This window comes from uncultured Albimonas sp., assembly GCF_963977235.1.
Lineage (GTDB): Bacteria > Pseudomonadota > Alphaproteobacteria > Rhodobacterales > Rhodobacteraceae > Albimonas.
Genome location: NZ_CAXBOD010000017.1, coordinates 37,717 through 50,320, shown reverse-complemented (window position 1 = coordinate 50,320; position 12,604 = coordinate 37,717). Strand labels below are relative to the sequence as shown.

General features: G+C 70.4%; 9 protein-coding genes. 7 read left to right on the top strand and 2 right to left on the bottom strand.

Annotation, left to right across the window (positions count from 1 at the left end):
• The first annotated feature begins 42 nt into the window (after positions 1 to 42).
• A complete protein-coding gene (gene glnT, locus AAC134_RS10725) occupies positions 43 to 1,350 on the top strand; it encodes a type III glutamate--ammonia ligase (RefSeq protein ID WP_339949081.1) in 1,308 nt (435 codons plus the stop codon).
• 331 nt (positions 1,351 to 1,681) lie between these two features.
• On the opposite strand, the gene AAC134_RS10720 is transcribed toward glnT, so the two are convergent.
• Complete coding sequence (locus tag AAC134_RS10720; protein WP_339949080.1) at positions 1,682 to 2,503, bottom strand: IclR family transcriptional regulator; 822 nt, start codon at positions 2,501 to 2,503, stop codon at positions 1,682 to 1,684.
• Between the two features lie 50 nt (positions 2,504 to 2,553).
• Positions 2,554 to 3,597, bottom strand: a complete 1,044-nt coding sequence (locus AAC134_RS10715; RefSeq protein ID WP_339949079.1) for a nitronate monooxygenase family protein — start codon at positions 3,595 to 3,597, stop codon at positions 2,554 to 2,556.
• 445 nt (positions 3,598 to 4,042) lie between these two features.
• On the opposite strand from AAC134_RS10715, the gene AAC134_RS10710 reads away from it, so the two are divergent.
• The 6 genes from AAC134_RS10710 to AAC134_RS10685 are packed head-to-tail and all read left to right on the top strand — an operon-like array spanning position 4,043 to position 12,602.
• Complete coding sequence (locus AAC134_RS10710; protein WP_339949078.1) at positions 4,043 to 5,146, top strand: LLM class flavin-dependent oxidoreductase; 1,104 nt, start codon at positions 4,043 to 4,045, stop codon at positions 5,144 to 5,146.
• A gap of 26 nt (positions 5,147 to 5,172) precedes the next feature.
• On the top strand, positions 5,173 to 7,245 hold the full coding sequence (locus AAC134_RS10705) for a hydantoinase/oxoprolinase family protein (RefSeq protein WP_339949077.1): 2,073 nt from the start codon (positions 5,173 to 5,175) through the stop codon (positions 7,243 to 7,245).
• Between the two features lie 3 nt (positions 7,246 to 7,248).
• Positions 7,249 to 8,994 carry a hydantoinase B/oxoprolinase family protein gene (locus AAC134_RS10700; protein WP_339949076.1) on the top strand — a complete coding sequence of 582 codons (1,746 nt, stop codon included), beginning with the start codon at positions 7,249 to 7,251 and terminating at the stop codon, positions 8,992 to 8,994.
• 55 nt (positions 8,995 to 9,049) lie between these two features.
• Positions 9,050 to 10,660, top strand: coding sequence for an ABC transporter substrate-binding protein (locus tag AAC134_RS10695; protein ID WP_339949075.1), 1,611 nt, complete (start codon positions 9,050 to 9,052; stop codon positions 10,658 to 10,660).
• Positions 10,657 to 11,736: an ABC transporter permease gene (locus AAC134_RS10690; RefSeq protein ID WP_339949074.1), complete on the top strand. Its 1,080-nt coding sequence runs from the start codon at positions 10,657 to 10,659 to the stop codon at positions 11,734 to 11,736. Before AAC134_RS10695 ends, AAC134_RS10690 begins: the two co-directional genes overlap by 4 nt.
• Positions 11,733 to 12,602: an ABC transporter permease gene (locus AAC134_RS10685; protein WP_339949073.1), complete on the top strand. Its 870-nt coding sequence runs from the start codon at positions 11,733 to 11,735 to the stop codon at positions 12,600 to 12,602. The genes AAC134_RS10690 and AAC134_RS10685 overlap by 4 nt, the downstream gene beginning before the upstream one ends.
• Positions 12,603 to 12,604 lie beyond the last annotated feature (2 nt).

Below are 12,604 nucleotides of genomic sequence, written 5' to 3'. Positions count from 1 at the left end.
GAACCCCGCGCCGAACGCACCGACAGGGATCGAGGGACCACCATGACCAAGGATCTGGCCGCCTGGGGGAAGGAGCGCGGGGTGCGCTACTTCATGATCGGCTACACCGACCTGTTCGGAGGGCAGCGGGCGAAGCTCGTGCCCCTGCAGGCCATCGCCATGATGCAGGCGGACGGCGCGGGCTTCGCCGGTTTCGCCTCGTGGCTGGATCTGTCGCCGGCGGACCCGGACCTGTTCGCGATGCCCGACGCGGAGGCCGTCGTGCAGCTGCCCTGGAAGCCCGAGGTCGCCTGGGTCCCCGCCGACCTGGTCCTGAACGACGCAGCCCTGGCCCAGGCCCCGCGCAACGTGCTCAAGGCCCAGGTCGAGAAGGCCGCCGCGCTGGGCCTGCGGGTGAAGACCGGGGTCGAGCCGGAGTTCTTCCTGGTCTCGGCCGACGGGTCCGAGATCTCGGACGGCCAGGACAAGGCCGACAAGCCCTGCTACGACCAGCAGGCGCTGATGCGGCGCTTCGACGTGATCTCGGCGATCTGCGACGGGATGCTGGAGCTGGGCTGGGGCCCCTACCAGAACGACCACGAGGACGCGAATGGCCAGTTCGAGATGAACTGGGACTTCGACGACGCCCTGGTGACGGCCGACCGCCACTCGTTCTTCAAGTTCATGGTCAAGTCCCAGGCCGAGGCCGCCGGCCTGCGCGCCACCTTCATGCCCAAGCCCTTCGCGGGACTGACCGGGAACGGCTGCCACGTGCACGTCTCGCTGTGGGACTCCGAGGGGGCGACGAACGCCTTCGCCGATCCGGGGGCCGAGTTCGGCCTGTCGCGACAGGGTCTGCACTTCCTGGGCGGAATCATGAAACACGCCCCGGCGCTGACGGCGCTGACCAACCCCACGGTGAACTCCTACAAGCGGATCAACGCGCCGGTGACCCACTCGGGCGCCACCTGGGCGCCGAACACGGTCACCTGGTCGGGCAACAACCGCACCCACATGGTGCGCGTGCCCGGGCCCGGACGGTTCGAGCTACGCCTCGCGGACGGGGCGGCGAACCCCTACCTGCTTCAGGCCGCGGTGATCGCGGCCGGGCTCGAGGGCATCGCGACCGCGGCCGACCCCGGCGCCCCCTGCGATTTCGACATGTACGCGACGCCGGAGAAGGCCGAGGGGGCGCAGCGGCTGCCGCTCAACCTGCTCGACGCGCTGCGGGCCTTCGAGGCCGACCGGACGCTGCAGGAGGCGCTGGGCGGCGAGGTCTCGGCCGCGTTCCTCAAGCTCAAGCGGCAGGAATGGCAGAGCTACGTCTCGGCCTTCACCGCCTGGGAGCGGGAGTGGACGCTCGACGTCTGAGCGGGGGCGATGCGAGAGGGGGGCGGCTCGGCCTCTTCGCAACGGTCTACAGGCGCCCTGCGGGCGGGCTTGGCTGCCTCGCGCCCGTGGGGGGCGGCTGCGCCTGAAGGCTGCAGGGCGGGGGCCTCCGGCGGGCTCCTGACTCACCAGAGAACAAGACGCCCGCGCCTGTTCTCCGGATCCGTCTCTCGCTTGCGATGCCTGAGCGACTCGCCCGCAGGGGTCAAGGACAAGCCCGCGCAAGGGGGTGACGGCGGCGACCGGCGCCAGGCCGGGACGCGCCGCGGGCGCGAGGGCGGCCAGAGGCGGGGCGGCGGTCGCGGCGCCTCGGTCAGCCGCGGGAGATGCGGGCGGCCATTTCCTGGAGCATCGGGGCCACCTCCTTCTCGAGGCGCAGGCGGGGGAGGGTGTAGCTCGCCCCGCCGCAGGTCAGGGCGTAGACCTGACCGTCGCCCTCGGTGCGCAGGGGGACGCCGGCGGTGTTCACCTGGGCGCGCCAGTTGCCCAGGCTCATGCACCAGCCGCGCTCCTCGACCATGCGGATCGCGTCTCGGATCCCGGTCAGGATCGCGGGCCAGGTCGTCGGGTCGGCCTGCAGGGCCATCTCCTCGATCAGCCGCTCGCGCTCCTCCTCGGGGGCGGCGGCGAGCCAGGCGCGGCCGGCGGCCGAGCGGGCGAGCGAAATGCGAGAGCCGACGTCGAGCTGCAGGGACATCACCCCCTCCGAGCGCGCGCAGGCGATGTAGGTCATTCGCAGGTTGTCGCGCGCCGACAGGGCGATCACCACGCCGCCGCCCACCCGCTCGGCCAGCTCCTGCATGTGGACCTGGGCCGTGTCGCGGATCTTCAGCCCCGCGAGGCACGCGTAGCCCAGCCCCAGCACCGAGACCCCCAGCCGATAGCGCCCGTCGCGCCCGTCGTAGCGCAGGTAGCCCAGCCGGGTCAGCGTGTAGGTGATCCGCGAGACGGTCGAAGCGCCGAGACCGGAGCGGGCGCAGATCTCCTGGTTGCCCAGGCCCTCGTCGCCGGGGCGGAACACGCGCAGCACCTCGAGCCCCCGGTGCAGGGCCGAGACGAACTGGCGGTCGCCCTCGAAGGGCTTCTGGCCAACCGCCAGGTCGGAATGCTCGGGAATGGCCGTGCGCTTGCGCATCGAGGCTCCGATCAGGGGCGGAGGGGCGCCGGGGCCCCTCCGCGCCGGGTTCAGCCCGCGGCGGCCTCGGCCGCGTTCAGGCGAGCGTAGCCGGGGTTGGCGGCCTTGGGCGCCGAGGCGTCCAGACGGGCGCGCGCGGCGAAATACTCGCGCTCCAGCCGGGCCACCAGCTCGGCGGTCGGGACCACGTCCTTGACCATGCCGATGCCCTGACCGGCGCCCCAGATCTCCTTCCACTTCTTGGGCTTCTCGCGCTCGCCCGACTCGTTGAGCTGGAACGACATCTTCGAGGGATCGGAGGTCTCGAGGTTGTCGGGGTCCATGCCCGAGTTGACGATCGACGGCTTGAGGTAGTTGCCGTGCACGCCGGTGAAGAGGTTCGTGTAGACGATGTCCGAGGCGCCATGCTCGGTGATCATCTTCTTGTAGCCGTCGACAGCGTTGGCCTCCTGCGTCGCGATGAAGGCCGAGCCGATGTAGGCCATGTCCGCGCCCATCGCCTGGGCCGCGAGGATGGAATCGCCGTTGCCGATCGCGCCCGAGAGCAGCAGCGCGCCGTCGAACCACTCCCGGATCTCGGAGATCAGGGCCAGCGGCGACTGCGCGCCGGCGTGACCGCCGGCGCCCGCCGCGACCGCGACCAGGCCGTCGGCGCCCTTCTCGATCGCCTTTTTGGCGAAGCGGTTGTTGATCACGTCGTGCACGACGAAGCCGCCGCAGGAATGGGCCGCGTCATAGACCTCGGTCCGCGCGCCCAGCGAGGTGATCCACAGCGGAACCTTGTACTTGACGCACAGCTCCACGTCCCGGTCGAGGCGGGCGTTGGACTTGTGCACGATCTGGTTGACCGCGAACGGGGCCGCCGGCGCGTCGGGGTTGGCCTGGTTGTGGCGGTCCAGCTCCTCGGTGATCCGCTTCAGCCAGGCCTCGAGCATCGAGGGCTCGCCCGCCTTCTCGCGCGCGTTCAGCGCGGGAAAGGAGCCGACCACGCCGGCCTTGCACTGGGCGATGACCAGCTCGGGGTAGGAGATGATGAACAGCGGCGAGGCCATCACGGGCAGCCGCAGGTTCTGCAGGATCGGGGGCAGGCTCAAGACGTCGTCCTTCCGGTTGGGGGCGGCGCTCGCCCGTGTCGGGTCGAGTCGGCCGCGGCGTTCCTCTTTGACCGGCAGCGTAACGAAAGCGACGGAGGTGCGAAATATTATTCCGCCCGTCGAAATTAGCCGCGACCATCGGGCGCCCGGAGGCTGCCGCTTCGCGTCATCGGGCCGCGAATGCCGGCCTTCGCCGCCCATACCCCTTATCGCCTGACCGGGCGGCCGGGAAAATCGTCGCTTTGGATTAGCTGGGCTTGCTTGTTGTCCAGACATTAGGTCAACTTGTTTGCAACGCAGCATTTCTCGTTTGCGATCTGTTGCGATGCGGCGAAAGCTCCGTGACAGGACGACGACAGCGCCCGCCCCCCTGCGCGGAGCCCACGCCCTCGTCGTCCCAAAGACCGGCGCCCGCCGCGCCAGGCCCAGACTTTCGGGGAGAGCCATGCAGTTCGGCCTGTTCAACCTGCTGACCTATCGCGACAATCCCGGCGGCATCGCCGGGGTGATCGAGGACAGCCGCACCATGGTCCGCCTAGCCGAGCAGGCGGGCTTCCACGCCGCCTGGTTCGCCGAGCATCACTTCACCAACTACTCGCTGTCGGTCAGCCCGCTGATGATGGCGAGCCACATGGCCGCCGCCACCTCGACCATCAAGGTCGGCCCGGCGGTCGTCGTGCTGCCCCTGCACAATCCGCTGCGCGTGGCCCAGGAGATCGCGCTGCTCGACCAGATGTCGGGCGGCCGGGCGCTGCTGGGGCTGGGCTCCGGCTACCAGCCCTATGAGTTCGACCGCTTCAAGATCGACATCAAGGCCAAGAACGAGGTGTTCCTCGAATACTTCGAGGTGCTCCGCCAGGCGATGGAGGAGGGCCATGTCGACTTCCAGGGGAAACACTTCCAGGCCCCCCCGACCGTCTTCGCGATGCGCCCCGCGAGCGGAAAGCTGCCGCCGCTGTTCCTGACCACCCAGGCGCCCGAGGTCCTCAAGGCCGTCGGCCCGCACGAGCCCACCGCCTTCATCGCCGGCGCCTGGTCGGGCAAGGCAGACGCGCTGGTCAAGTCGAAGGACGGGCTGCGCGCCAACTGGCTCGCCTCCGGCCTGCCCGAGGCGACCATGCGCATCGCCATGCAGCAGTACATCGCCGTGGTCCGCTCCCACGCCGAGGCGCTGGAGGCGGCCGAGCGCGCCCGCTCCTACGCCCGCATGGTCTGGGCGCTGCGGCAGCCCAAGCTCGACCTGACCGCAAAGGGCGAGATCGTGCCGCTGGAACTGCCCGACGAGCCCAGCCTCGAGGATCTCGCGCGCAACATGGTGATCGGCGACGCCCACTCGGTCGCCGAGCGCATCGTGGACGACATCCGCACGCTCGGCCCGGTCCACTACAACTGCTTCTTCCAGTTCGGCGACATGCCGATCCGCATGGCCGCGGCCTCCCTCGAGCGTTTCGGCGCCGAGGTGATCCCGCTGGTGGAGAAGGAAGTGGGCCCGCTTTCCGACCTCGGCGACGCGGGCGAGGCCCCGCGCGCCATCGCCCGGGCCGGCTGACCCATAACAAGAACAAGGAGACACACGTGGCCTGGCGCATCGGAGTGGACATCGGCGGCACCTTCACGGACGTCGCGATGGTCGAGGAAGAGACCGGACGCATCGGCATCGCCAAGGTGCCCACGACCCCGCTGGATTTCGCGGAAGGCGTGCTGGCCGGCCTCGCCCAGGGGCTCGAGCGGCAGGGGATCGGCGCCGACGCCGTGACGCTGCTCAGCCACGCGACCACCATCGTCACCAACGCCCTGCTCGAGAAGAAGGGCGCCAACTGCGCCTTCGTCGGGACCCGCGGCCACCGCGACGTGCTGGAGCTGCGCCGCTCGGTGCGCATCGACCTCTACGACCTCGAGCAGGACGCCCCCCCGGTCATCATCCCGCGCGAAAGCCGCTTCGAGATCACCGAGCGGGTGGATGCGCAGGGCGACGTGGTCACCCCGCTCGACGAAAGCGAAGTCCCCGCGCTGGTCGAACAGATCAGGGCCTCGGGCGCGCAGACGGTCGCCGTCAGCTTCCTGTTCTCGTTCCTCAACCCCGCGCACGAGCAGCGCGTGGGCGAGCTGCTGCGCGCCGCCCTGCCCGACGTGCAGGTGTTCCTGTCCTCCGACGTCCTGCCCGAGATCCGCGAGTTCGAGCGCGCCTCGACCACCGCCGTCTGCGCCTATGTCGGCCCGCTGCTCGAATCCTACCTCAAGCGCCTGTCCGAAGCGGTCGGCGGCATCGGCCTGCCGGAGCTGCATGTGATGGGCTCCTCGGGCGGCGTCGTGGACATCGCCGAGTGCCTGCGGATGCCCGCCCAGGCGGTGGAATCCGGCCCCGCGGCCGGGGTGATCGCCGCGGCGCTGGCGGGCGAGCAGCTTGGCCTCGACCGGGTGCTGTCTTTCGACATGGGAGGCACCACCGCCAAGGCCTCGGTGATCGTGGACGGCGAGATCCAGGTGACCGCGGAATACGAGGTCGGCGGCACCTCGAACGCCAAGCGCTGGCTGAACGGCTCGGGCCACCCGATCCGGGTGCCGGTGGTGGACCTCGCCGAGGTCTCCTCGGGCGGCGGCTCGATCGCCTGGGTGGATCTCGGCGGCGCGCTGAAGGTGGGGCCGCACTCGGCGGGCTCGCTGCCCGGGCCGGTCGCCTACGGGCGGGGCGGCACGAAACCCACCGTCACCGACGCCAACGTGATCCTGGGCTACCTGAACCCGGTGTCGCTGCTCGACGGCGAGCTGAAGATCGACCGCGCCGGCGCCCTGCGCGCCATGGAGACCGAGGTCGGCGCCGCCCTGGGCCTGAGCGCCCACGAGGCCGCCCAGCGGGTCGTCGAAGTGGTCAACGCCAACATGACCCAGGCGCTGCGCATCGTCTCGGTCGAGCGGGGCCTCGACCCCACCGAGTTCACGCTGATGGCCTTCGGCGGCGCCGGCGCCATCCACGCGATCTTCCTCGCCGAGGAGCTGGGCGTGCCTTCGGTGGTGGTGCCGCCCGCGCCGGGCGTGTTCTCGGCGCTGGGGCTGGTGACCACCAACCTCAAGCGCGACTGGTCCAAGACCGTCTACGCCGACCTCGCCGGCCTGACGCCGGCCGCGCTGATGGCCGAATACGCGGTGATGGAGGCCGACGGGCTGAAGATGCTCGAGGCCGCCAACGTCCCCGAACCCCGCCGCAAGCTGGTCCGCCAGGCGGACGTGCGCTATCGCCGCCAGGCCTACGAGCTGACCGTCAACGTCCCCGAAGGCCCGCTGGACGACGCCGCGATGGCCGCGATCGCGACCGCCTTCCACGAGAAGCACCGCCAGACCTACGGCCACGCCAACGAGGCCGAGCCGGTGCAGCTGGTCAACATCCGCCTCTCGGCGCTCGGCCTCCTGCCCAGCCTGCGCCTGTCGATGGACATCGACCCCGCCGCCGCCCGGCGCGAGACGCGCCCCGTCTGGTTCCCCGAGGGGGGCGAGGTCGACTGCCCGGTGATCTGGCGCGACGGCCTCGCCGCCGAGGCCGAGTTCCCCGGCCCGGCCATCGTCGAATCCCTCGACGCCACCACCGTGGTGCCGCCTGGCTGGACCGTGAAGGTCGACGCCGACGGTTTCCTGCACGCCCGGAGGGCCTGAACCATGGCCGGTTTCGACACCAATCCCCCCGCCAACCCCACCGCCGGCATCGACGCGGCCCGCTTCGAGGTGGTGAAGAACGCCCTGATCTCGGCGGCCGAGGAGATGAAGATCGTCCTCGCCAAGACCGCCTATTCGCCGCTGCTGAAGATGGCGGGCGACTATTCCTGCGGGATCTTCTCGGCGACCGGCGACATGGTCGCGCAAGGCCCGGACCTGCCGATCCACCTCGGCTCGATGCCCGACGCGGTGCGCTCCGTGGTGCAGACCTTCCCCGAGCCGGTCGAGGGCGAGGTCTACATCCACAACGACCCCTACCACGGCGGCTCGCATCTGCCCGACGTGAACGTGGTGATGCCGGCGTTCTTCGAGGGCCGCCTGCTCGGCTACGGCTGCGTGCGCGCCCACTGGCCCGACATCGGCGGCGGGGCGCCCGGCTCCTATTCCGCGGTGACCGAGATCTACGGGGAGGGGCTGCGCATGCCCCCCACCCGGATCTATGTCGACGGCAAGCCCGACGAGAACATCGAGCGGTTCATCCTCGCCAACGTCCGCGCGCCCTCCGAGCGTCAGGGCGACCTGCGCGCCCAGGTGGCCGCGAACAAGCGCGCCGTCGACCGGATGGGCGCGCTGGCGGCCAAATACGGGACCGACGAGCTGCTGCGGATCATGGACGCGATCCTCGACTACTCCGAGGTGATGATGCGCGCGGCCCTGCGCGAGCTGCCTGACGGCGTCGCCTCCTTCGTCGACACCATCGACGGCGACGGCATCGTCGAGCCGGGCGAGGCGCATGACATGACCTTCAAGGTCGCCCTCACGCTGACCAAGCGGGGGGACGAGATCACGCTCGATTTCGACGGCTCCGACCCGCGGGTGAAGGGGCCGATGAACGCGCCGCTGACGGTGACCGCTTCGGGATGCTTTGCGGCGCTGAAATGGGCGCTGGACCCCAAGGCGCTGATCCCGCCGAACTCCGGCGCCTGGCGCCCGGTGACGGTCACCGCCCCCAAGGGCTGCGTGGTGAATGCGCAGGAGCCTGCGCCGGTGACCTACGCCAACCACGAGATGTCGGCCCGGATCTCGGACATCGTGTTCCGCTGCCTGCACGACCTCTGCCCCGGGCGCACGCCCGCGGGCTCTCAGGGGACCGGCGGGGTGACCATCTTCGGCGGCCAGGATTACCGCAACGGAAACACCTACATCTCCTACGAGGTGACCAAGGGCGGCTTCGGCGCGCGGCCGATGAAGGACGGGATGAACGGCGTCTCGACCTGCATCGGCAACATGCTCAACACGCCCGTGGAAATCATGGAGATGTCGTTCCCCGTCCGGATCGAGGAATACACGCTCGCCGCCGACACCGGCGGCGCGGGCAAGTATCGCGGGGGCTTGGGCGTGCGGCGGATCTGGCGGGTGCTGGGCTCGGACGCCAACTGCGCCACCTGCGTCGAGCGCACCATGACCCCCGCTTTCGGCCTGAACGGCGGCCTCGACGGGGCCTGCGCCGAGGTCACGCTGATCCTGCCCGACGGCACGGTTCACAAGAAGGAAGGCAAGGGCGGGTTCGCCGCGCCGAAGGACAGCCGTCTGATCTTCCAGGTCCCCGGCTCGGGCGGCTACGGCCCCCCCTCCGAGCGTGACCCGCAGGCGCTGCGCGCCGACCTCGCGGCGGGTTACGTCACGCCAGAGGCCGCCGCCAGGGACTACCCGCAAGCCTATGCGAAACTTAATGAAGCGGGCGACTGAGACCCGCGACCTCCACCTCCGCCACCGACAGGGATCACACGAAAAGGGGGCCCCGATGACCAATTTCAACCGACGCCAGGTGCTGATGGCCGCGGCCGCGGCGACCGCCGCCGCCAGCTTGCCGAAACTGGCCCTCGCGCAGACGCGCGAGGAGACGCTGCGCTTTGTCCACGGCTCGGTCTGGACCGCGCTGACGGCGGGCGACCTCACCGGTTCGCGCGCCTCGCTGGCGCTGAGCTGCAACGTCTACGACCGCCTCGTCTCCTACGGCCGCAAGCAAGCGCCCGGCGGCGGCTGGGAGTTCGACTTCGCCACCCTCGAGCCCGAGCTGTGCGAGAGCTTCACGCTCTCCGAGGACGGGCTGACGATCACCTTCAAGCTGGACCCCGCGGCGGTCTGGCACGACGGCTCTCCGGTGACGGCGCAGGACGTGAAGTGGTCGCTCGACCGCGCGGTGTCGGCCGAGACCATGTCGAAAAGCCAGCTCGCGTCCGGCTCGATCTCCTCGCCCGAGCAGATCGAGATCGTGGACGAGACCACCGTCACCGTCACCCTGCCCGAGGCCGACCGCCTGGCGCTGCCCAACCTCGCCATGTATCTCGCGCCGATGATCAACTCGGAGCTGGCGAAGAGCCATGCGACCGAGGCCGATCCCTGGGCGGTCGAGTGGCTGCGCACCAACGCCGCGGGCTCGGGCGCCTACAAGGTCGAGCGGATGAGCCCCGACGGAGCCCAGGTCGTGCTCGCCCGCAACGAGGACTGGACCGGCGGCCCCCTGCCCGGCTTCAAGCGCGTGATCGTGCAGTCGGTGCCCGAAGCCTCGACCCGCGCCTCCCTGCTGCAGAAGGGCGACGCGGACCTGTGCCTGGACTTCTCGCCCACCGACCTCGAGGTGCTCGAGGCCGCCGACGGCGTGAAGGTGATCCAGACCCCGCAGCCCTCGGGCTTCGCGGCGCTGATCTTCAACACCCAGATGGCGCCCTTCGACGATCCGAAGCTGCGCAAGGCCATCTCGATGGCCCTGCCCTACGACAAGATCTTCGAGACGGCGGCCAACGGCCAGGGCGCGAAGCTCTATGACGGCGCCTGGGAGGGGGAGCCCGAGACCGGCGCCTTCCCCCAGCCGATGCCCTACGCGCAGGACATCGAGGCCGCCAAGGCGATGGTCGAGGAGGCCGGCCACGCCGGCATCACCGTGCCCCTCTACTACACCGTCGCCAAGGCCGGCGACTTCGACCCCGCCGCCGCCCTGATCCAGGAGGCGCTGGCCAAGATCGGCATCACCGTCGAGATCCAGAAGACCCCCGACGCGCAGTATGCCGAGATCGTCACCGCCAAGACCGCGCCGATGCTGCTCGAGCGGTCGCTGGCGCTGCTGCCCTCGCCCGACTACTTCTTCCGCATCTTCCTCAATGGCGACAGCCGCTGGAACTTCTCGAGCTGGAACAACGCCGAAGTGGCCGAGATCCTGCCCGTGGCGCGGTATGAGGCCGACGAGGCGGCCTATGACACGATGACCCGGCGCCTGGTGCAGCTCGCCTACGAAGAGACGCCGATGGTGATGCTGTGGAAGCCCACCACCAAGGCGGCGATGGCCGAGGGGATCGAGGGCTACACCATGTGGTATCACTTCGGGCCGGACTTCCGGACGCTGGACAACGCATGAGCGGGGCGCCGGGCAGATCTTCCGCGCAGGCCGGAGCGAGGCCCCGGTCCCCCGCGCTGACCGCGGCGGTCGGGATCGGGGCGCGCCTGCTCTCGGCCCTGCCGGCGCTGTTCGGGGTGCTGGCGCTGACCTTCATCCTGATGCGGGTGCTGCCCGGCGACCCGGCGAGCTTCTTCGTCTCCTCCCCCACCGCCGGCGAGGCGGAACTGGAGATCGTGCGGCAGCGGATGGGCCTCGACCATCCGCTGCCGATGCAGTTCCTCTATTACCTGCAGGACCTGGCGACCGGCGACCTCGGGACCGCCATGACCACCGGCCGCCCGGTGACCGACGACCTGATCGAGCGTCTGCCCGCCTCGCTGGAGCTGACGCTGGCGGGGCTGTTGCTGGCCGTCGTCATCGCGGTGCCCGCCGGCGTGCTGGCGGCGATGCGGCCGGGCTCGGCCTTCGATCACGCGGTGCGGGTGGTGTGCTCGGCCGGGGTCTCGCTGCCGACCTTCGTGTCGGGGCTGCTGCTGATCTACGTCTTCTACTACTGGCTGGGCTGGGCGCCGGACCCCACGGGGCGGCTCGACGTCTTCGCCTTTCCGCCCGAGACGGTCACCGGGTTCCTCCTGATCGACTGCCTGCTGGCGGGCGACTGGGCGACGTGGTGGTCCTCGCTGGGGCGGCTGGTGCTGCCGGCCTGCACCATGGCGCTGTTCACCATCGCGCCGCTCGCGCGGATCACGCGGGGCTCGATGCTGGCGGTGCTGACCTCCGACTTCGTGCGCACGGCCGAGGCGGTGGGCCTGCCGCGCTGGAAGGTGGTCGTGACCTATGCGCTGCGCAACGCGCTGATCCCGGTGGTCACCGTCTCGGGCACGATCTTCTCGACCATGCTGGGCGCCAACGTGCTGGTCGAGAAGGTGTTCTCCTGGCCCGGCGTGGGGCGCTACGCGCTCGATGCGCTGATGGCCTCGGACTACGCGCCGGTGCAGGGCTTCGTGCTGCTGATGGCGACGATCTTCGTGGGGGTGAACCTGGTGGTGGATCTGACCTATGCGCTCATCGATCCGCGGGTGAGCCTGTCATGAGCGCCGCGAGCGAACCCCGCGCCCCCTCGCGCCTGGGCGCCGCCTTCTGGGTGCTGCGCCAGAACCCGGTGACGCTGATCGCGCTGATAGGGGCGCTGGGGCTGGCGTGCGTGGCGATCTTCGCCCCCTGGATCGCGCCCTACGATCCGCTCGCCTCGGGCGCCGGGCCGGCGCTGTCGCCGCCCTCCGCCCAGAACTGGGCGGGAACCGACCAGATCGGGCGGGACGTGTTCTCGCGGCTGATCTGGGCCTCGCGGCTGGACCTTTCCATCGCGCTGTCGGCGGTGGCGGTCTCGGGGGCGCTGGGGGCGGTGATCGGGGCGTTCTCGGGCTATGTGGGCGGGCGGCTCGACCGGGTGGTGGGGCGCATCGTCGACGTGATGATGGCCTTCCCGCTGTTCGTGCTGGCGATGGCGCTGGTCGCGGCGCTGGGGAATTCGGCGGTCAACATCGTCATCGCCACGGCGGTGATCAACCTGCCCTTCTACATCCGCGTCACCCGGGCCGAGGTCAACGCGCGCCGCGGCGCGGGCTGGGTCGAGGCCGCGCGCCTCGCCGGCGCCTCCCACCCCCAGGCGGTGCTGCGGTTCCTGCTGCCCAACGTCATGCCGATCCTGGCGGTGCAGCTGTCGCTGAACCTCGGCTGGGCGATCATCAACGCCGCCGGCCTCAGCTTCATCGGTCTGGGCGTGCAGCCGCCCACGCCCGAGTGGGGGATCATGGTGGCCGAGGGCGCGACCTACATCACCTCGGGCAAGTGGTGGCTGGTGGCCTTCCCGGGGCTGGCGCTGACCCTTTCGGTGCTGTGCTTCAACCTTGCCGGCGACGGCCTGCGCGACCTTCTGGACCCGAGGACCCGCCCGTGAAG